The 20,792-nt window shown below is 63.3% G+C and carries 12 protein-coding genes; all 12 read left to right on the top strand.

Annotated elements, in window-relative coordinates:
• Positions 1 to 56: 56 nt before the first annotated feature.
• The 12 genes from KUV41_RS03000 (at position 57) to KUV41_RS02945 (ending at position 20,760) form a co-directional block, all read left to right on the top strand.
• Positions 57 to 1,055, top strand: coding sequence for a dipeptidase (locus KUV41_RS03000; protein ID WP_222484562.1), 999 nt, complete (start codon positions 57 to 59; stop codon positions 1,053 to 1,055).
• 121 nt (positions 1,056 to 1,176) lie between these two features.
• The gene (locus KUV41_RS02995; RefSeq protein ID WP_206941306.1) at positions 1,177 to 1,719 is read left to right on the top strand and encodes a 4-vinyl reductase; all 543 of its coding nucleotides are present in this window, start codon (positions 1,177 to 1,179) and stop codon (positions 1,717 to 1,719) included.
• Positions 1,720 to 1,862: 143 nt separating this feature from the next.
• Positions 1,863 to 3,950: a dimethylglycine demethylation protein DgcA gene (dgcA, locus tag KUV41_RS02990; RefSeq protein WP_222484162.1), complete on the top strand. Its 2,088-nt coding sequence runs from the start codon at positions 1,863 to 1,865 to the stop codon at positions 3,948 to 3,950.
• A 163-nt stretch (positions 3,951 to 4,113) separates the two neighbouring features.
• A complete protein-coding gene (locus KUV41_RS02985; protein WP_222484160.1) occupies positions 4,114 to 6,198 on the top strand; it encodes a DUF3483 domain-containing protein in 2,085 nt (694 codons plus the stop codon).
• A complete protein-coding gene (locus KUV41_RS02980) occupies positions 6,195 to 7,679 on the top strand; it encodes an electron transfer flavoprotein subunit alpha/FixB family protein (RefSeq protein ID WP_222484159.1) in 1,485 nt (494 codons plus the stop codon). The genes KUV41_RS02985 and KUV41_RS02980 overlap by 4 nt, the downstream gene beginning before the upstream one ends.
• Complete coding sequence (locus KUV41_RS02975; RefSeq protein WP_222484157.1) at positions 7,669 to 8,574, top strand: electron transfer flavoprotein subunit beta; 906 nt, start codon at positions 7,669 to 7,671, stop codon at positions 8,572 to 8,574. The genes KUV41_RS02980 and KUV41_RS02975 overlap by 11 nt, the downstream gene beginning before the upstream one ends.
• A 60-nt stretch (positions 8,575 to 8,634) precedes the next feature.
• Positions 8,635 to 10,380, top strand: a complete 1,746-nt coding sequence (locus KUV41_RS02970; RefSeq protein ID WP_222484155.1) for an NADH-ubiquinone oxidoreductase-F iron-sulfur binding region domain-containing protein — start codon at positions 8,635 to 8,637, stop codon at positions 10,378 to 10,380.
• Positions 10,377 to 13,364 (top strand): formate dehydrogenase subunit alpha, encoded by a 2,988-nt coding sequence (fdhF, locus tag KUV41_RS02965; RefSeq protein ID WP_222484153.1) that lies wholly within the window; start codon positions 10,377 to 10,379, stop codon positions 13,362 to 13,364. Before KUV41_RS02970 ends, fdhF begins: the two co-directional genes overlap by 4 nt.
• 128 nt (positions 13,365 to 13,492) lie before the next feature.
• Positions 13,493 to 13,756 (top strand): hypothetical protein, encoded by a 264-nt coding sequence (locus KUV41_RS02960; RefSeq protein WP_206941298.1) that lies wholly within the window; start codon positions 13,493 to 13,495, stop codon positions 13,754 to 13,756.
• Between the two features lie 77 nt (positions 13,757 to 13,833).
• Positions 13,834 to 15,108, top strand: a complete 1,275-nt coding sequence (locus KUV41_RS02955) for a sugar diacid recognition domain-containing protein (protein WP_222484144.1) — start codon at positions 13,834 to 13,836, stop codon at positions 15,106 to 15,108.
• A gap of 264 nt (positions 15,109 to 15,372) precedes the next feature.
• Entirely contained in the window at positions 15,373 to 16,734 is a 1,362-nt protein-coding gene (locus tag KUV41_RS02950; RefSeq protein ID WP_222162745.1) for a GntP family permease, read from the top strand.
• A gap of 477 nt (positions 16,735 to 17,211) precedes the next feature.
• Complete coding sequence (locus KUV41_RS02945) at positions 17,212 to 20,760, top strand: EAL domain-containing protein (protein ID WP_222484142.1); 3,549 nt, start codon at positions 17,212 to 17,214, stop codon at positions 20,758 to 20,760.
• The last annotated feature ends 32 nt before the right edge of the window (positions 20,761 to 20,792 follow it).

The following is a 20,792-nucleotide window of genomic DNA, read 5'->3' as shown; positions in this document are numbered from 1 at the left end:
TCGAGTCCGGTCCATTCGTCCACCGGGCAAGGGCTATCGTGATGAATTCCCCCCTGATGCAATCCGACACTCGTTCCATTGACGCTCGTTCGCTGCACCGCGAAGCCACGGTCATCGATGGCCTGATTATTGCCAAGTGGCAGCGAGAGCTGCTCGAGGACATGCGACGAGGCGGCCTGACGGCGGCCAACTGTACGGTCTCGGTGTGGGAAGGATTCCAGGCGACTGTGGACAATATCGTGGCGACCCGGACCTTGATGGAGCAATGCAGCGATCTGGTGCGCCCGGTACGTACCACCGCCGATATTCGCAAGGCCAAGCAGGAGGACCGCACGGGCATCATCTTCGGTTTTCAGAATGCCCACGCCTTCGAGGACCAGATCGGCTACGTCGAGGTCTTCAAGCAGCTCGGCGTCGGTATCGTCCAGCTTTGCTACAACACCCAGAACCTGGTCGGAACCGGCTGCTACGAGCGGGACGGCGGACTGTCCGGCTTTGGACACGAAATCGTCGCCGAGATGAATCGTGTCGGGATCATGTGCGACCTGTCCCACGTCGGGGCCAACACCTCCCGCGAAGTCATCGAAGCCTCGAACAAGCCGGTGTGTTATTCCCACTGTCTGCCGTCGGGCCTCAAGGAGCACCCGCGCAACAAGTCCGATGAAGAGCTGCGTTTCATCGCCGATCACGGCGGCTTTGTCGGTGTCACCATGTTCACGCCGTTTCTGCGGGCGGGGGTGAATGCCACCGTCGATGACTACGTCGAAGCCATTCTCTACGTCATGAACATCGTGGGTGAAGATGCCATCGGCATCGGCACCGACTTTACCCAGGGGCAGGATCAGGCCTTCTTCGAGTGGCTGACCCACGACAAGGGGTACGCCCGTCGTCTGACCTCCTTCGGCGAGATCATCAATCCCAAGGGGATTCGCACCATCGGCGAGTTCGGCAACCTTACCGAGGCGCTGCTGCGCCATGGGTTGAGCGAGACCCAGGTGCGCAAGGTCATGGGCGAGAACTGGGTGCGGGTACTGGCAGATGTCTGGGGAGAGTAGACCTCCCCGCCCCATCGTCACTGCGGACGATAACGACAACTAACACCACAGCTAATACCACAACGAAAACCACAACGACAGCTACAAGACCACACCACTGACCGCTGCCGAGGACTTTACCGTGACGACCATCGCTCCCGAGCTGCCTATCGAGGTAGACGCCGATACCGGGGTCTGGACCACCGACGCCCTGCCGATGCTCTACGTGCCGCGCCACTTTTTTATCAACAACCACATCGCGGTGGAACAGGCCCTTGGGGTCGAGGTCTACGCCGACATCCTGTACCACGCCGGCTACAAGAGCGCCTGGCACTGGTGCGAGAAGGAAGCCGAGCTGCATGGGTTGAGCGGTGAGGCGGTCTTTCAGCACTACATGAGTCGCCTGTCCCAGCGTGGTTGGGGACGCTTTGTCACAGAAGCCATAACGCTGACCGAAGGCAGCGCCACGGTGCGACTGGAGCACAGTGCCTTTGTGTTGCAGCTGGGCAAGACCGGAACTCGGGTCGACTACATGTTCACCGGCTGGTTTGCCGGCGCCATGGACCAGATTCTGGCAGCGTCGGGATCCCCCCTGCGCACCCGTGCCGAACAGACCCAGAGCGCCGCCGAACCGGGTTGCGACGTCGGTCGTTTCGAGGTGAGGCCAGAGCCTCGTCGAGACTGACCGAGCGGGGCGCACGGCAGGCCCGCTCCCGCCGCGAAACCCGCTGATTGGGCATCACGCCACATCTCCCACAGAGCGCACAGGCAAGGTGTCCATCGGATACGCCACCCCTGTCGTCCTCGTTCAGGCAGAGGAGCCTTCTCATGGCCTTCGACGCGATCTTTCAGCCGATCACCATCGGCCGCCAGACCATTCGTAATCGGGTGGTCAGCACTGCCCACGCCGAGGTCTATGCGACCGAGGGTGGGATGACCACCGAGCGCTATGTGCGCTACTACGAAGAGAAGGCGAAAGGGGGCTGCGGCCTGTGTATCTGCGGCGGATCTTCTGTCGTTTCGATCGATAGCCCACAGGCCTGGTGGAGCTCGGTCAACCTGTCCACTGACCGGATCATTCCGCACTTCCAGAACCTAGCCGAGGCAGTCCATCGCCACGGCGGCAAGATCATGATCCAGATCACGCACATGGGGCGCCGCTCCCGCTGGGATGGCCATCACTGGCCCACCCTTGTGTCGCCCTCGGGCATCCGCGAACCGGTCCATCGCTCCACCTGCAAGACCATCGAGGAGGAGGAAATCTGGCGCATCATCGGTGACTTCGCTCAGGCGGCGCGGCGGGCCAAGCAGGGCGGCCTCGATGGTGTCGAACTGTCCGCCGTGCACCAGCACCTGATCGACCAGTTCTGGAGTCCCAGGGTCAACAAGCGTGAGGACGAATGGGGGGGGAGCTTTGAAGGGCGCATGCGGTTCGGTCTCGAGGTGCTGAAGGCCGTGCGCGCCGAGGTCGGCGACGACTTCGTGGTGGGCATGCGCATCTGCGGCGACGAGTTTCATCCCGACGGTCTCACCCACGATGACATGAAGGCCATCGCCGCCTTCTATGACGCCACGGGCCAGGTGGACTTCTTTGGCGTGGTGGGGTCTGGCTGTGATACCCACAACTCCTTGGCCAACGTCATCCCCAACATGTCCTATCCACCGGAGCCGTTCCTGCACCTGGCGGCGGGCATCAAGGAAGTGGTCAGCGTGCCCGTTATACACGCCCAGAACATCAAGGACCCGACCCAGGCTAATCGCATTCTCGAGGGTGGGTATGTGGACATGGTGGGCATGACCCGAGCACACATTGCCGACCCCCACCTGATCGCCAAGATCAAGATGGGAGCAGTGGACCAGATACGCCAGTGCGTCGGGGCCAACTACTGCATCGATCGTCAGTACCAGGGGCTCGATGTGCTGTGCATCCAGAATGCCGCGACCTCGCGGGAATACATGGGATTGCCGCACATCATCACGCCGAGCGAGGGACCGACACGGCGCGCGGTCGTGGTGGGAGGAGGCCCCGGAGGCATGGAGTCCGCCAGGGTACTGGCCGAGCGCGGCCATCAGGTGACCCTGTTTGAAGCCTCCGACAGCCTCGGTGGCCAGATCACCCTTGCCGCCAAGGCTCCTGCGCGGGATCAGATCGCTGGCATCACTCGCTGGTATCAGCTCGAGCTGGCACGCCTCAAGGTCGACCTGCGGTTGGGAACCCGGGCCGACGTGGCCACCATCGAGGATCTGCGCCCGGACCTGGTGGTGCTGGCGACCGGGGGGAGACCGTTCCTGGACCAGTATCCGGCCTGGGGATTTTCCGCGGATGCCGAGGAAAGCCTGATCGTCAGCACCTGGGACGTTCTGTCAGGCAAGGTGGCCCCGGGCAAGAACGTGCTGGTGTTCGACAGTATCTGCGAATTCGCCGGGGTGTCCGCGGCAGACTTCCTGGCCGACAAGGGCGCCAAGGTCGAGATCGTCACCGACGACATCAAGCCGGGGGCCGCCGTTGGGGGAACCACCTTTCCTACCTATTACCGCAGTCTCTATGAAAAGGAGGTCATCATGACGTCGGACATGATGCTCCATGAGGTGTACCGAGAGGGCAGCAACCTGATCGCGGTGCTGGAGAACGAGTACAGCGGTGTGCAGGAAGAGCGGGTAGTCGATCAGATCGTGGTGGAAAACGGGGTACGCCCCGACGAAACCCTGTACCTGGCGATGAAGGCCGCTTCCTTGAACCGTGGACAGGTGGATCTGGATGCGCTGTATGCCGCCCAGCCCCAGCCGTGTCTGGCGGAGTTGGAGGCCGACGAGCACAAGGGCAGATACGTGCTGTTCCGGCTGGGGGATGGGGTCGCCCCGCGCAACGTGCATGCCGCCATCTATGATGCCCTCCGCCTGTGCAAGGACGTGTAGGCGGCACCTCGGCAGAGGCTGGCGGCGGGTCCTCGCCCCTGTCTCTGTCGATACTTCGTTGCCTCTCTGGCGCTTCCCTGCCTCAGCGTTTTTCTTCGCCGCCCTTCATCACCGCCTTTCTTCACCACCGCCTTTCTTCACCACATTGTTCAGGAGGCCACCCATGTCCGCGACGCTTCTTTACGGTTCCCTGACGGGGCTGGTGCTTGCTGCTCTGCTGCTGGCGCTGGTGGGGGCTGCCAGGCGCTTTTTGCTGTGGCGCCGTGGTCGTCCGTCGCCAGTGCCATGGCTCGGGGGACTTGCTGCCATGCCCCGTCGCTACCTGGTGGACCTGCATCATGTGGTGGCGCGAGACAAGGCGTTTGCTCATACCCATGTGGCTACCGCAGGCGGGTTTGTCGCTGCTGCAGGCTTATTGCTGCTGGTGACCCTGGCGCCCCTGCCCGAGGGTGGAGAGACGTTACTGACAGGGCTGATGCTGGTGATGAGTCTGGTCATGCTGGGCGGTGCCCGGCGGGTGGCCAGGCGCCGTCGACGTCCGCCGTCGCGGCTATCCCGCGGCCCCTGGCAGCGACTGCCAAGGAGTCTGACGGTATTTGCCGCCAGCGTGGCAGGCCTGTCTCTGATCATGCTGATGGTGACTTGGCTGCCTGCGGCGTGGCTCACGGGGGTGCTCGGCGGGACGCTGGCGCTGGTACTGCTGGCTGGGCTGGCGCTGGGGCTTGGCGAGATGTTTCTCGGCATGACCTGGGGCGGTCCGATGAAACATGCCTTTGCCGGCGCACTGCACCTGGCGTGGCATCGGCGTGCCGAACGCTTCTCGACCCGGCAGAGCGATCGCGACGGTGTATCGCCGCGGTCGACGGGGCTAAAGCCGCTTGATCTTGACGACCCTGATGCTCCGCTCGGGGTGGAAACGTCGGAGGACTTCACCTGGAATCAGCGTCTGGGCTTCGATGCCTGCGTGCAATGCGGTCGCTGCGAGGCAGTGTGTCCGGCGTTCGCGGCGGGACAGCCACTCAACCCCAAGAAACTGATCCAGGACATGGTGCTTGGCATGACCGGCGGCAGCGACGCAGGCTTTCATGGCTCGCCCTATCCGGGCAAGCCGCTTGGTGAGCACCGTGGCCAGCCTGGCGGCCCGATGGTCGTGACCTCAGGCGGTGCGCTGGTCGATGCGGACACGCTGTGGTCCTGTACGACCTGCCGGGCCTGCGTGGAGGAGTGCCCAATGATGATCGAGCACGTCGATGCCATCGTCGACATGCGTCGCCATTTGACCCTGGAACATGGCGCCACGCCGGGCAAGGGGGCGGCGGTGCTCGACAACCTGATCGCGACGGACAATCCCGGGGGCTTCGCGCCGGACTCGCGGATGCACTGGGCGGCAGACCTGAACTTGCCGCTGATGCGTGAACTGGGGCAGGTGGACGTTCTGCTGTGGCTCGGTGATGGAGCCTTCGATATGCGTAACCAGCGTACCTTGCGAGCCTTGGTGAAGATCCTGCGGGCGTCCCAGGTGGACTTTGCGGTGCTGGGGGATGAAGAACGTGACAGCGGCGATGTGGCGCGACGGCTCGGCGATGAGGCCACCTTCCAGCGCCTGGCCAGGGACAATGTGGCAACGCTGTCGCGCTATGGCTTCCAGACCATCGTCACCTGTGACCCTCACAGCTTTCACGTTCTTGGCAACGAATACGCAGCCTTTGGCGGCCACTATTGCGTGCGTCATCACAGCACCTTCCTGGATGAGCTGTTGCAGCAGGGAAGGCTCAAGATAGCGCCACGCCCGCGGTCCCGTGTGACCTACCATGATCCTTGCTACCTGGGGCGCTACAACGGTGAGTTTGATGCGCCGAGGCGGGTGCTGGCTGCCCTGGGCATCGAGCTGACCGAGATGGCGCGCTCTGGCTTTCGCTCGCGTTGTTGCGGAGGAGGAGGGGGAGCCCCGGTCACCGATATCCCTGGTGAACGGCGGATTCCCGACATGCGCATGGCCGACGTGGCCGAGGTAGAGGCCGATGTGGTAGCGGTAGGCTGCCCCCAGTGTACGGCGATGCTGGAGGGGGTGGTGGATCGCCAGGCGGAGGTTCGGGACATCGCCGAATTGGTGGCTGAGGCCTTGGTGTTAGAGGAATCGGTTTTCGAGGAATCGGTTTCCGAGGCATCGTCGACCGCCACAGGTGCTCGGCGCCGGCCGCGCCAGACGGGGCATCCTGGTCGACTCGTCGAGGAGGCAAGCCAATGAGTGATGTTCATTCGACGTCCCAGCATCAGCAACACGATGTTCGCCGCCGCCGAGATCCCAGGCTGGAAGGGATTGCTCGCAATCGACGTCACCCGGAGCATCTCGCCGTGCTGGCGGCCCTCGGTCAAGGCGGTGAGGGCCAGGCATCCTGGATGGGGCCCAACGGACGCATGCGCCGCGATCCCCACCTTGTCGGCGTCATGGGGCCCAATGGACGTCGGCGGATGGATCGCAGTGGTGCTCTGGTCGGCGCCGCCGGGCCACAACAGGATCGAACAGCAACGCAGCGAGATCAGCGTCGCGATGTGGTGGTGGCCGATCCCGCGGGGGTCATTGCCGTGGTGCCGGATCTCGCCTCAGGTCGGTTGAGCGAACACGACCGCGACGTGTTTGGCCTGGCCCGACGACTGGCTGATGAGAGGGCTGATGACAGGGCCGATGACAGGGCTGACATCGACGGCAGCTCGCTTGCCGTGACGGCGCTGCTGTTGCTGCCATCGCCGTCGGCAACCCTCGAAAGCGCCCTGCAAGACGCGCTGGCCGAGGCCGGAGCAGATCGGGTCATCGTGCTGCCAGTAGCGCCGGGATATGCCCCTGAGGATCGCCTTGCGGCCTGTCTCGCTGCGGACCGGGCGCTGTCACCGCGGCACTGGCTGTTCCCGGACGCCACCCTGGAGGGCGGAGACCTGGGCCGCCGCCTGGCGGTACGTCTGGGCGAGCGGCCTGCCTGCGGGCTGTGGCGCGTGGAGCTGGATGACGCCAGTGACAGCGGCTGGTCCTGCCTATGCCGCTCGGGCTCGGGCCGCCAGGACCTGGCGCGTCCGCTGCCGCGTGTGGTGGTGGCTGCCGCACAATGCGCGGAGCCGGTGACGGCGACCCGGCACGAAGCCCGTGAATGGCCGCTGTCGCGAACGTCCTGCGATCACCCGGAGGCACCGCTGCCGATGCAAGATCTCGGTGCCGTGGCGGTGGATCCGGCGGCGATTGCCCTGGCTGAGGCACCCTTTATTCTTGCGGGTGGAAACGGCGTCGGTGACTGGGACGGCTTCCATCATGCGGCCAGGGTGCTAGGGGCCAGCGAAGGCGCCTCGCGGGTCGCGGTGGATGAAGGGCATATGCCGCGAGAGCGTCAGGTGGGCGCCACGGGTACCTTCGTCAGTGCCCGCGTCTATCTGGCCGTCGGCATCAGCGGTGCGATTCAACATCTGCAGGGAATTCAGCGCTGCGAGAAGGTGATCGCCATCAACTCTGATGGCGGTTGCGACATGGTCAAGCGCGCGGATCTCTCGGTGATCGGTGACGGCGACGCGATCCTGGCCGAGCTGGCCTCCCTGGTCGAACCCTCCTTGGTCGAACAAAGGGACAGCCGGCAGCAGCTGGGGGTTGGTCCAGAGGCATCGTCGCCGGTAGCCCCTACCGAGAGCCCCGACATGTCTTCCCTTCTTTCCGACCGTATCAAGGAGAGCCGCCATGTCGCTTGAACCGCGAGCCCCGGCAGCTGCAGAGCCGGCGTCGATATGCCTGGACGTACTGCTGTCGCTGGGCCGTCATGGCCTGACCCAGCGCCCTCGACGGGCCGATCTGGATGCGCGTGCGCTGGAGATGGCGCTGACCTTCCAGCACAAGGGCAAGCCTGGCAATACCACCCTGTCCTGTTGGCACGCTGGCCCGGCGGAACAGGATACCGAAACAGCACTGCGCGCCTATCTGGGCATGGGGCTACCTTCCATTCGCTGGATGCATATGGCGGCAGCAGGGGATGCCCTTGCACCATTGCATGAGGCGTTGCGGGCACCCGTCGACGCCGACGCACGACTGGTGCTGTGTGGCATGCACGCCGAGCAGGGGGAGGGCAGTGGTCTGTTGCCGATCGCCCTGGCCGAGCGTCTGGACTGGCGCTGGGTGCCAGGGGTGGTCGCGATCGAGGCCATCGAGCCCATATCGTCCGGCGTGGCCCAGGCCGTCGTGCTGCAGGCCCTGCCAAGGGGGCAGCGTCGGCGCATCGCGGTCAGGCTCCCGGCCATTCTCGGGGTCGAGGCAGCGGCACCAGCGCCTCGCCAGAGCGCTTTCGGCCCGGCCCGGCGAGGGCAGCTGCTGCAGCTCGACAGCGGTGCAGAGCCGCCGATAGACCCCGCCGGCGCGACCTGGCCCTTCATGCCTGCCACGCCAAGGCCGAAGCGGCTGAAGATCGTCACCTCGGCCAATGCGCGCGAACGGTTCAAGGCAGCAGCGGCAAAGGCAGAGTCGGGCAGCGGGCGGGTACTCGAACAGGTGTCCGCCACAGAGGGCGCGATGGCGATTCTTGACTTTCTTGATGCCGAAGGTGTGGTTAGTCGCGCAGCTGTCACTAATGCGCGACAAGGTAATGGACGCTGAGAGCCGCTGGTGCCAGCATGTCACCAGGTGACCTTAACGCCACATAAATAGAGTCAAACAATGACCGCAGAAACCGTGACCGCCAGTCCTGCCAGGCGAACCCGCAAGACGCTCAAGGGGCGCCAGACCACTCCCTCGGTGCTGGAAGCACTGCGCCATCTGCTCGGGGACGAGCGTCAGCAACCCCTGCTGCGCCAGCGACAGCTGTTGATCGAGCACCTCCACGCGATTCAGGATGCCAATGGCTATCTTGCGCTGGAGTGGCTGAGAGCGCTGGCCAGCTACATGTCGCTGCCCATGGCGGCCGTGTATGAAACAGCCACCTTCTATGCCCACTTCGACGTGGTGCACGACGATGAGCCAGCGCCTGCTGCCTTGACCGTTCGAGTGTGCGACTCGCTTTCCTGTCAGTTGGCGGGCTCACAGCGGCTCGCTGATGCACTGGCGGACGGCCTGGATCCCGCACAGGTGCGCGTGACCCGCGCTCCCTGCATGGGTCGCTGCGATCAGTCCCCGGTAGTGGAAGTAGGGCATCATCATCTGGGGCATGCCAGCGTGGAAGCGGTGGAGGTGTTGCTGGATACCGGGCGAACCCATCCAGAGGCGGTGGTGTGGCAGACCCTGGCCAGCTACCAGCAGGAAGGGGGCTACGAGCTGCTCAAGGGATGCCAGGCGGGGCAGGTCGATTTCGAATACCTGGCCACGCTGCTTGAGCGCTCAGGCCTGCGCGGGCTGGGGGGTGCCGGTTTCCCGACACACCGCAAGTGGCGCACCGTGCGCGAACAGCCCGGACCTCGCTGGTGTGCCGTCAATGCCGATGAAGGCGAGCCCGGCACCTTCAAGGATCGCTACTACCTGGAGCGAGCCCCGCATCAGATGCTGGAGGGCGCCCTGGTGGCATGCTGGGCGGTTCAGGCGGACGGTGTCTATATCTATCTGCGCGACGAGTACCCGGGGGCGCATCGGGTGCTGCGCGAGGCCATCGCTGAGCTCGAGGACCAGGGGTTGATCACCCCTGGGCAGGTGATACTGCGCCGAGGGGCCGGTGCCTACATCTGTGGCGAAGAGTCGGCCATGATCGAATCCCTGGAAGGCAAGCCCGGCAAGCCGCGCCACCGTCCGCCGCTGGTCGCCCAGCAGGGCTTGTTCGGTCGACCTACCCTGGTCAACAACGTCGAGACGCTCTACTGGATACCGGTGCTGTGGCGTGAAGGGGCGGCGCTGTACGCGCGGGAAGGACGACGCCAGCGCAGCGGACTGAGGAGCTTCTCGCTGTCAGGACGGGTGCGTCGTCCCGGCGTCTATCTGGCTCCCGCCGGGATCAGCCTGAACGAACTGATCGAGGAATTCGGCGGCGGCATGGCTGACGGTCATCGGCTGGCCGGCTACCTGCCAGGGGGCGCTTCAGGCGGCATCCTGCCCGCGTCCAAGGCGGATCTTCCCCTGGACTTCGATACTCTTCAGGCAGAAGGCTGCTTTATCGGCTCTGCGGCGATCATCGTGCTGTCCGATCAGGATGACCTGCGCGCCGTCGCCGTGAACCTGCTGGCGTTTTTCGCCGATGAGTCCTGCGGCCAGTGCACGCCCTGTCGGGTAGGCAGCGAGAAGATGCTGAGCCTGCTGGAGCGCAAGCATTGGGTGGTGGAAGACCTGCAACGTCTTTCGCGCATCATGCAGGACGCCTCCATCTGCGGGCTCGGGCAGGCTGCCCCCAATCCCGTGCTGAGCTTGCTGCGGCACTTCCGCGATGACCTCGCCCGCCATGACATCATTGTCAGCGACGCTGCGGAAGGAGCCACATCATGACCAAGGTCACCAAGACCGCGGGCTCTTCCACCGCCGCGGACGAGGCCCTGCCAGAGGCCTTTCTGCTGACGCTGGACGGCGCCGAAGTGAGCGCCTACCCAGGCGAGACTGTCTGGCAGGTGGCCAAGCGCGCCGGTGAGACGATCCCCCATCTGTGTTTCAAGGAGGCCCCCGGCTACCGCGCTGATGGCAACTGCCGTGCCTGCATGGTGGAAATTGAAGGTGAGCGAGTACTCGCTGCCAGCTGCCTGCGCGAGGCACGCCCAGGCATGGTGGTAAAGAGCCTCACCTCGGAGCGTTCCCGCCTGGCGCGGGAAGGGGTGCTGGAGCTGCTGCTCAGCGATCAGCCCGCCCAGGAAGACAGCCCTGATCGCTCGAGTCAGCTGTGGAAAATGGCCGAGCGGCTGGCGGTGGATGCCACCCAGGCGCGGGCGCGCTATCCGCGCAGGCGCCGCGATGTGGTGCGACACTCCCCTGACTATCGCCTCCCCGGTGAGCACTTACCGACCCCGCCTGGCCGATATGATGGGGCCGAATGGCGGCACCTTGTCTCACCTTCCACATCACCGATGACGCCAGCTAAAGGGGCGGCGGGTCACGATGCCAGTCATCCGGCCATGACCGTCAATCTGGATGCCTGTATCACCTGCAACCTGTGTGTTCGGGCGTGTCGAGAAGTGCAGGTCAACGACGTCATTGGCATGGCCCATCGTGGGGCTGCCAGCAAGGTCGTGTTCGACCTTGACGACGCCATGGGCGACAGCAGCTGCGTGGGGTGCGGTGAGTGTGTCCAGGCGTGCCCTACCGGTGCCCTGATGCCCGCGACCATGGTCGACGACCACGGCAGGGGCAGTCGTGCCAATGTCGATCGCCAGGTCGACTCGGTCTGCCCTTACTGTGGCGTTGGCTGTCAGCTGACCTACCACATCAAGGACGATGCCATCGCCTTTGTCGAGGGGCGTGACGGGCCGGCCAATCAGGGGCGGCTATGCGTGAAGGGGCGCTTCGGCTTTGATTATCCGCGTCACCCATCGCGCCTGACGCGCCCCTTGATACGCCGTGAGGGCGTGCCCAAGGGGCTGGACCCGGCGTTTGATCCCGCCAATCCGCTGACCCATTTCCGCGAAGCGTCCTGGGAAGAGGCGCTGGCCCTGGCGGCGGGTGGCCTGACGCAATTGAAGGCAAGCCACGGTCCGCGGGCGCTGGCGGGCTTCGGGAGCGCCAAGTGCTCCAATGAAGAGGCCTGGCTGTTCCAGAAGCTGGTGCGTCTTGGTTTCGGCAGCAACAATGTCGATCACTGCACGCGCCTGTGTCATGCAAGCTCCGTTGCGGCCCTGATGGAATGTATCGGTTCTGGTGCGGTAACGGCCTCTTTCATGCAGGCGCTGCAGGCGGATGTGGTGATCCTTACCGGCTGCAATCCAGCGGTCAATCATCCGGTGGCGGCCACCTTCTTCAAGCAGGCCGCCCTGCGCGGTACCCGGTTTATCATTATCGACCCCCGTGGTCAGGCCATGGGAGCGCATGCCCACCGGGTGCTGCGGTTTACCCCCGGTGCCGACGTTTCCCTGTTCAATGCCATGCTGCAGGTCATCATCGAGGAAGCGCTGTTCGACGAGGACTATATTCGCGACCATACCGAGGGCTTCGAGCGGCTGGCCAATGCCGTGCGAGGCCAGACACCAGAGTCGGTCGCGGACCTGTGCGGGGTTCCCGCCGAGGAGATACGGGCGGCGGCAAGGGAGTATGCCAGCGCCGAGCGGGCCATGATCTTCTGGGGCATGGGGATCTCCCAGCATACCCACGGCACCGACAATGCGCGCTGCCTGATTTCCCTGGCGCTGGCGTGTGGCCACACCGGCCGTCCAGGTACCGGACTGCACCCCTTGCGTGGCCAGAACAATGTCCAGGGGGCTTCTGATGCGGGCATGATTCCCATGGTCCTGCCCGACTATCAGCCGGTCTCGGATGCTCAGGTACGGGCATCCTTCGAGGAATTGTGGGGCCTGGACAGCAGCGGCCTTGATCCCGAGCCGGGCCTCACCGTGGTCGAGATCATGGATGCCATTCACGCCGGTACTATTCGTGGCATGTACATCCTGGGCGAGAACCCGGCCATGTCCGACCCGGATCTGGCTCATGCCAGGGGAGCGCTGGCCCGCCTGGAGCACCTGGTCGTGCAGGACCTGTTCGTGACCGAGACCGCTCAGTTCGCCGACGTCATCCTGCCGGCCTCGAGCTGGCCGGAAAAGGACGGCAGCGTGACCAACACCAATCGCCAGGTGCAGTTGGGGCGTCAGGCACTGCCATTGCCAGGGGATGCCCGACCGGACTGGTGGATCATTCAGGAAATGGCGCGACGTTTCGGGCTCGACTGGCAGTATCAGCACCCCCGTGACGTCTTCGCCGAGATGCAGAAGGGCATGGCCTCGTTCGATAACATCAGCTGGGAGCGCCTCGAACAGGAAGGGGCGGTCACCTATCCCTGCTCGGCACCGGACGCCGAAGGTGCCGATGTGGTGTTCTCTGACGCCTTCCCTACGGCCACTGGCAAGGCAACGTTCTCTCCGGCGCTACCTATGCCCCCCGACGAGCCTGTCGACCATGACTACCCGACGGTGCTGTCTACCGGGCGTCAGCTCGAACACTGGCATACCGGGTCCATGACCCGACGAGCCAGTGTCCTTGATGAGCTCGAGCCCGAAGCGGTGGCCAGCCTGTCGGCGGGAGAGCTTGCACGCCTGGGCATGCAACCAGGTGAGCGGCTGACGATCTCCACCCGGCGGGGCGCCATCACCTTGGTGGCCCGGCTCGATGACGGTATGCCGGACGGCATGGTCTTCGTGCCTTTCTGCTATGTTGAAGCAGCGGTGAACCTGTTGACCAACCCGGCGCTCGACCCTTACGGCAAGATTCCGGAGTTCAAGTATGCAGCGTGTCGTCTGACCCGCGCCGAGCCTGTCGCTGATACCGTAGAGTCCTAGGGTCCTGTTGGGGCTGAGGGCTGAGGGCTCGTACTGGGTCTGGACGGCGAGAGCGGGCCCTGTGCTGTTGCGATCCACTCCGGATGCCTCGCTTCCGTGGCCGAGCTGATGAAGAAGAGGGCGCGAACATGATGATTGCCGAGCTGGTGGATGGCCGTGATTTTCGAGATCGCCTGGTGGCTCTTGGGCTGAGATTGCCGGAAGACGCCTGTCCCGAGACCTGCGCCCGTATGGCGAGGCTCAAGGCCCGTGAAGGCGGCCTGCCCGGACTGGCTTCCCTGGTCACGGAGCTGCTGGGCCAGCGTGAGATCGTACTGCCATCCGTGTATCAGGCCATCCATGCCCACCTGATGGGCTTGAACGACGAAGGGGGACTGGTTGCCCCCCATTGAGCGTTCACACCTGGCTTGCAGCCCGCTAAAGCGCCGGAGAAGATGGAGGCTATTCGCCAACGGTGGCAGGTGGCCCCATGATTCTGAGCGCTGAGCTCGCACAGCAGATCATCGACAAGACCCAGGATATCCTCGATGCCAACATCAATGTGATGGATGCACGCGGGGTCATCATCGCCAGTGGCGATGCCGCTCGGCTGGGGACGCTGCATGATGGAGCGGTGCTGGCGTTGAAACGTGGCAATGCGCTCGAAATCGGTGATGCCGACGTGGCGGCCTTCAAGGGCGCGCGCCCTGGCATCAACCTGTTGCTGGAGTGTGCCGGCAAAACGGTCGGTGTGCTGGGCATCACGGGCCAGCCGGAACGGGTCCGCCAGTCTGCGCGACTGGTCAAGGTCGCGGCTGAAATGCTGGTGGAGCAAGCCGATATGCTGGCGCGACTGGAATGGGCCAAGCGCCACCGCGAAGGGTTCATCCTTTCCTGGATCAACAATGAGCTTGCTCCCGACCAGTTGCTGGATTGGGCCGAGCGCCTAGGCATTGATGTAAGAGTGCCTCGGGTGGCGGTTTTGATTGAGCTGGATCGCGCTAGTCCCACGTCGCGCCTGACCGATATGCAGCGCTTAATGGAGCTGCTGGCTACACCTCAGCGGGATAACCTGGTGTCGCTGGTGTCGTCGCACCGTATCCTCGTCCTCAAGCCGCTTAGCTCCAAGCCTGTGTCAGACCGGTCCTCGACGGGTCAGTGCTCGAGGGGTGAGTGCTCGAGGGGTGAGAGCTCGAGGGGTGAGAGCTCGACAGAGCAGCCACGGCCGATGATGAATCGGGGGCGCGGCAGGGCGTCCGGCGGCGCGGAGGGCATGGCAGATGAACAGCGGCGGATCAATGACCTGCTGGAACGACTGCGGGGGCATGGCATCGACGATGTCAGGGTCGCCGTAGGGCGGGCCTTCGATGCCCCCAAGGACCTGCACCTGTCGGTGGAAAGTGCCCAGCAGGTGTTGCAGGTCGGCAAGCAGCACTACCCGCAGCGAACGACCTACTACTACGATGACCTTCACCTGCCGGTGCTGCTGTCGCCCTTGGCGGATGGGTGGCAAGGGCATGAGCTTCGCTCTGCGATTGACCTGATTCACCAGAACGACAGCGGCGGGCGCTTGCTCAAGACGCTGAACAGCCTGATCAAGCACCAGGGCAATCTGAGTCGCTGTGCCGACGCGCTGCATATACACCGCAATACCTTGCGCTATCGTCTCGATCGGATCCACGACATCACCGGCATCTCTCCTCACCGCTTCACCGGCCTGGTGGAGCTGTACCTCGGACTTCAGCTGTCCATCGATGATGGATAGTTGGTGATCCGCACAACCTGGGCGGTCAATTTTCAGCGGATTTTGTGCAAGATGACGGCGTTATCCGCGGCCGGATCAGGCATACTCCCCCGGGGAAATGCTGGCCTGCCGGGATCAGATCTGCCGTTGTCGGGCCTCAGGCCCTCAGCTCCGCAGGTCCCGGGCCCTCAGGGAGCAGGACACCTCGTGAGTCGCGGGATGTGAGCGTTTGCCACGTCCGCTGGCGGTGTCTTCCATTCATCCACATAGAGAGACAAAGACGCCATGAGTCTGGTTGTCATCCTGCTGCTGGTGATTGCGTTCATCGTGATCGCGACCAGCAAGCTAAAGGTTCACCCTTTTCTGGCGCTGTTGGCGTCGGCCTTTATCGCGGCCTTTGCCTACGGGCTGCCACTCGATTCGGTGGTCAGCACGATCACATCGGGCTTTGGCGGCATCCTTGGCTATATCGGCCTGGTCATTGTGTTGGGCACCATCATCGGCATCATTCTGGAAAAGAGTGGGGCCGCGATCACCATGGCGGATGTGATCATCGCCAAGCTCGGAGATCGTTTTCCGACGCTGACCATGTCGATTATTGGCTATATCGTCTCGGTTCCGGTCTTCTGTGACTCCGGATTCGTGATTCTGAACTCGCTGAAAGAGTCCCTGGCACGCAAGTTGACGACATCGCCCATTGCCATGAGTGTCGCTTTGGCAACAGGGCTTTATGCCACGCATACCTTCGTGCCGCCGACTCCCGGTCCGATTGCTGCCGCGGGCAACCTTGGGCTCGAGGCGAATTTGGGCCTGGTGATTGGTGTGGGGGTCTTCGTCGCCGCGGTTGCCGCCTTGGCTGGCACCTTGTGGGCGCGTCGCTTCCGTCATACCGAGCCGGACGTGGCCAATCCGGCCCTCGAGGACGGCGACCACCATCAGGATTGGGAGGCGCTGCGTGCCAGCTACGGCCGTCTGCCCAGCCCGATGGCGGCGTTTGCTCCGATTTTTATCCCGATCCTGCTGATCTGCATCGGTTCGGTGGCGCGCCTGCCGGCGGCTCCCTTCGGTGAGGGTGATGTGCTGACCGTGCTCAGCTTCCTGGGACAGCCGTTGACTGCCCTGGTCATCGGTTTGCTGCTCTCCACAATGCTGCTCAAGAGTGAGAGCAAGATCGAAGAGTTTAGCCAGCGTATCGGTGAAGGTATTGTCGCTGCCGCGCCAATTCTGCTGATCACCGGTGCCGGCGGTGCCTTCGGTGCGGTGCTCAAGGCGACGGCGCTGGGCGAATACCTTGGGCAGACGCTTTCCGCACTGGGGGTTGGCATCTTCATGCCCTTTATCGTGTCTGCGGCGCTCAAGTCTGCCCAAGGGTCTTCTACCGTGGCGCTGGTGACAACGTCTGCTCTGGTGGCCCCGATGCTGGGAGATCTCGGTCTCGAGAGTGACATGGGACGGGTGCTGACCGTCATGGCCATCGGCGCAGGGGCGATGACAGTATCCCATGCCAATGACAGTTTCTTCTGGGTAGTGTCTCAGTTCAGTCGGATGAGCGTGGGCTTGGCCTATCGCGCCCAGACCCTGGCGACCCTGGTGCAGGGGGTGACGGCGATGGCCTTGGTCTATCTGCTGTCACTGGTGATGCTCTAACTGCACGTCACGATGATCCGATACGGGGCAGGCCAATGGCCTGCCCTCTTTTTTATCTGTTGTTTGTACCGATGGTGAGTACCTACTGTTTGTCTCTGCTGTTTTTACCTGCCTTTTTCGCCTGCATATGGCTTCTTGCAAGGCGCTCGATGCTCCTGGCCACAGGACTGCCGGCTCACAGCAACGCTCCACGACCGCGGTGATAGGGCCTCACTGCCGTCAGGCGTTGTTCCCCTCAAGTAGGATGTGACTGTAAAGTTTGTAGCATTATTCTTACATGAGTTTACGATATTGTTACCAAGAGCGACGTCACCAACTTGTGCAGGATAGTTAGCAAAGGCAGAAATAACGATGGACTTTCCGACGCGCAAGCTACGTATCCGCTGAAGCAGGGGCGCCATGGCAGTTAATACTGGCGTTTGCAGGAAGCCAGCAGACAGGATCGCCGGGAAAGTCAGCCGCGAGCGAGGTTGACGAATGATGGATCGGCATAAGGAAGAAGGGGCGGGATTGGCGACCACGCTGCTGGTGGTGGTGCTGCTGACGTTTGGTGGGCTGGTGGCTCTGCATGCGCTGATTACGCCTCCATCCCCAGCCTTGTTCCTGTTTGAGTTGTTGACCTTCAGTCGCTCGGGGGCCCTGGCGTCGCTGCTGGCGACGGCTGGCATCATTGCGCTGATCCAGCAGCGGCGCGTCATCAAGCGTGGAGCAGCGTTGCTGCTGCTTGGCTATGGCCTGTTCCAGGCGCTATGGCTGCTGGACCAGGCCTGGGAACACCAGGGGCGAGTGACCGCCCAGCCGGGCATGTCCTCGTTGCTGCTGATGCTGTTGGCCGTATCGGTGTGGCAGGACAGTCGGGAGACTGCGTCTTCGGATCGCTGGAAGCGTTGGTTGCTGCAGTGCCTCGGCGGGATGAGTATTGCCTGCGGCAGCTTGACCCTGTTGATGATCAGCGATGCCGAGGACGTGCCGCGCTGGCGGCAGCTATTGTTCGAGACGCGTCCCCTGGGGACCCTGATGATCATCATTTTCGGGGTGATCTTGCTGCTGCTGCCACGCCCTGATGTGATCAACTTCCGTGTTCTTGCTCCCCGTGCCGTGTGGGCTGGACTGATAGGCACCAGCCTCAGTCTGCTGGTGGCGTTTGGGGGATACCACCTTTATTCACGCAGTCTCAGTGACAATCTCGCCTCCCAGTTGGACATCCTCGGTAGTCGTATTGCGCAATGGCAGGAACGCTACAGCGAAGGCTGGAGCGAATGGAGTATGCCGCTGACCCAGGCCGGAGGGTCGCCTGAACCGACAGGGTCTTCAGGCCACGAAGAGATCGTCGACTATGTCTGGTGGCAGGATGGCAAGGTGTTGCGTCGTCTTGGTCCTGACTCAGGCTCGGCCGACAGCCGACTGATGGAGCTGCTCGACATGCCTCAGGTTCGCGATTGGCTCGCTCGCCGGCGTGATGAACCCATGCGCTGGTGGATACTCGCCGAGGGAGACGCCCTGCTGGAGGTCAATAGCTTTGGCAGCTTCGGCCCCAGGCTGGTGACGTTGGTGAGTATGGGGCCATGGCTCGATCGCATGAGTGAGGGGCTGGAAGCCAGAATGACGCTGATCGGCTGGAATGAAAGCATGCTGGTGGAGCATAGGCCCGGCGAGGTCTGGGTAGAGCACGGTCGTCTTGCTGGGCTGATGCGGGAGGACATCGCCATGTCTGGTGGCGGCACCTTGCGTATTCAGGCATCGCTGCCGTTAAAGCTGGTGGGCGTCCTGCTGCCGGCGATGCTGGCGGCATTGGGGCTGTTCGCGACTTACCAATTGATGGTGTGGATCTCCCTGGCCAAGATCCGCAGTCGTCAGGCCATGTCCCTGGCGGCAAGAGAGCAGGAGTTCCGCTCCCTGTTCGGGCTGAGCGCTGATCCCATGTTGCAGGTACGTCGCTCGGGACTGGTCACCGAGTTGAATGCATCGGCAGAGCGTGCCCTGAATCAGCATGCATCGGTAGGCGCCGTCTCGGTGTCGGCAGGCTCATCGGAAACCACTGCCATCGGTCAGCCTTTTGGTGACATCGCCTGCCGGTTGATGGGCTGCGACACGCCGCCGTCTGAGCTGCATGAGCATTTCGACGAGGTCATGTCCGGGCACCAGCAGTCGGTCAAGTTCGAGTGCTATACCAAGCACTCCTGCTTCCTGGTAAGGCTGCAGCAGATTCGGGTCGAGGGGGCCTGTGCAGGCCTGTTTGCAAGCTTTACCGACGTGACCCAGCGTCAGGTGGAGCAGGCCAGGCTCTCGATCATGGAACGCTGTCTGACCGAAAGCACCAATGGCGTGGTCATTTTCGATGCCATCGCCAGGGGCGGGCCGGTCATCTACGTCAATGCCGCAGTGTGTCGCATGCTGGGTGCGCGCAACGCTGACTTGATCGGCCTCAAGGCCAGTGAACTGGCCCGGCGTATGGGACTTGACCCGGTAACGGAAGGCGAAATCTGTCATTGGATGAAGACTCGGCAGGCCGGCTCCGTTACCGTGCTGGCAACGCAGGACGTGGGGGCTTGCCGCTGGTATGACATGACCCTGTCTCCGGTACACGCCAGTCGTGAGGGTGTCAGCCACTTCATCGGCATTGTCGACGATGTCACTCAGCGCAAGGCCCAGGAGGAGATGCTGGCCCATCAGGCCACCCACGATGCCTTGACCGGTCTGCCCAACCGACTGCTGCTGTCAGACCGTCTGGAGCATGATGTGGCGCTTGCGCAGAGGCATGAGAAGGGGCTGGCCGTGCTGTTCCTGGATCTGGATGCCTTCAAGCCGATCAACGATAGCCTTGGCCATGAAACCGGTGATCGCGTGCTGGTGCAGGTCGCCAAGCGGCTGGGGCGAGGACAGCGCCGCTCGGACACACTGGCACGACTCGGTGGCGATGAATTCGTCATGGTGCTGGTGGACATTGGTGGGCGAGAGGAAGCGGTGGTGGTGGCCGAACGGCTGCTTGAGCAGTTGCATGAGCCTTTCCGCGTGGATGGCCACCAGCTGCATATCTCCGCGAGTATCGGGATTGCGATGCTGGACAGTGAGTCGGCAGTGAGCTCTCAGCGGTTGATCCAGCAGGCGGACCTGGCCATGTACCAGGCCAAGCAGCGAGGACGAAACCAGTGCCAGCTGTTCTCGCGTACGCTGGAGGGAGCTTCCGGTCGACATGTCATGCTGCGCAATGCACTGCGGGTGGCGCTGGACCAGCAGCGGTTGCAGGTCTTTTACCAGCCCCAGGTGGATGGTGCTGGGCGTGTCACGGGACTTGAGGCACTGGCGCGCTGGTGCCATCCGGACCTGGGCTGGGTATCGCCTGCCGAGTTCATTCCTCTGGCGGAAGAAACGGGCCAGATCATCGAGCTGGGCCGCTGGATTCTGCGTAGAGCCTGTCAGGACGCCAAGCGATTGTTACAGCTGGGTTTATCGCCAGGCAGGGTGGCGGTCAATCTGTCGCCACTGGAATTCCACCGTGAGGACTTCCTGTCCAGTGTGTGCCAGGCGTTGGATGACATTCAGCTGCCATCGGACTGGCTGGAGCTGGAAATCACCGAAGGCATGCTGCTGGAAGACAAGCCGGGTGTGGCCAAGACCCTGGAAAAATTGTCCCGCCGCGGCGTGACGGCTGCGATCGATGACTTTGGTACCGGCTATTCCAGCTTTGACTACTTGAAGTCGCTGCCCATCGACAAGATCAAGATTGACCGTGGGTTCGTCGCTCACTGTCTCGATAGCGAGCCAGACCTTGCCGTGTGCAGGAGCGTTATCTCACTGGCCCGAGAGCTGGACCTGGAAGTGTTGGCCGAGGGCGTGGAGACCGCGCGACACTGCTACACCTTGAAGCAGTTGGGCTGCGCCACATTCCAAGGCTATCTGTTCTCGCGACCGGTGCCGTTTCGTGAGCTTGATGCACTGTTGCGCCGTGAACATCTGACGCCACCAACGGCCGCCGAGAGTGGCGAGGTTATCCCGCTGGTGGCGACGGACAGCAGACGGCCCTAGTCAGATGGCCCTAGTCAGATGGCCCTAGGCAG

Source organism: Halomonas sp. DP8Y7-1 (genome assembly GCF_019801685.1).
Lineage (GTDB): Bacteria > Pseudomonadota > Gammaproteobacteria > Pseudomonadales > Halomonadaceae > Halomonas > Halomonas litopenaei_A.
This window is presented reverse-complemented; position numbering and strand designations above follow the sequence as displayed.

What these genes read in the sequence shown, in the direction of transcription:
- KUV41_RS03000 (WP_222484562.1), top strand. Translation starts at nt 57, where the DNA reads ATGCAATCCGACACTCGTTCCATTGACGCTCGTTCGCTGCACCGCGAA.
- dgcA (WP_222484162.1), top strand. Translation starts at nt 1,863, where the DNA reads ATGGCCTTCGACGCGATCTTTCAGCCGATCACCATCGGCCGCCAGACC.
- KUV41_RS02985 (WP_222484160.1), top strand. Translation starts at nt 4,114, where the DNA reads ATGTCCGCGACGCTTCTTTACGGTTCCCTGACGGGGCTGGTGCTTGCT.
- KUV41_RS02980 (WP_222484159.1), top strand. Translation starts at nt 6,195, where the DNA reads ATGAGTGATGTTCATTCGACGTCCCAGCATCAGCAACACGATGTTCGC.
- KUV41_RS02975 (WP_222484157.1), top strand. Translation starts at nt 7,669, where the DNA reads ATGTCGCTTGAACCGCGAGCCCCGGCAGCTGCAGAGCCGGCGTCGATA.
- KUV41_RS02970 (WP_222484155.1), top strand. Translation starts at nt 8,635, where the DNA reads ATGACCGCAGAAACCGTGACCGCCAGTCCTGCCAGGCGAACCCGCAAG.
- fdhF (WP_222484153.1), top strand. Translation starts at nt 10,377, where the DNA reads ATGACCAAGGTCACCAAGACCGCGGGCTCTTCCACCGCCGCGGACGAG.
- KUV41_RS02960 (WP_206941298.1), top strand. Translation starts at nt 13,493, where the DNA reads ATGATGATTGCCGAGCTGGTGGATGGCCGTGATTTTCGAGATCGCCTG.
- KUV41_RS02955 (WP_222484144.1), top strand. Translation starts at nt 13,834, where the DNA reads ATGATTCTGAGCGCTGAGCTCGCACAGCAGATCATCGACAAGACCCAG.
- KUV41_RS02950 (WP_222162745.1), top strand. Translation starts at nt 15,373, where the DNA reads ATGAGTCTGGTTGTCATCCTGCTGCTGGTGATTGCGTTCATCGTGATC.
- KUV41_RS02945 (WP_222484142.1), top strand. Translation starts at nt 17,212, where the DNA reads ATGATGGATCGGCATAAGGAAGAAGGGGCGGGATTGGCGACCACGCTG.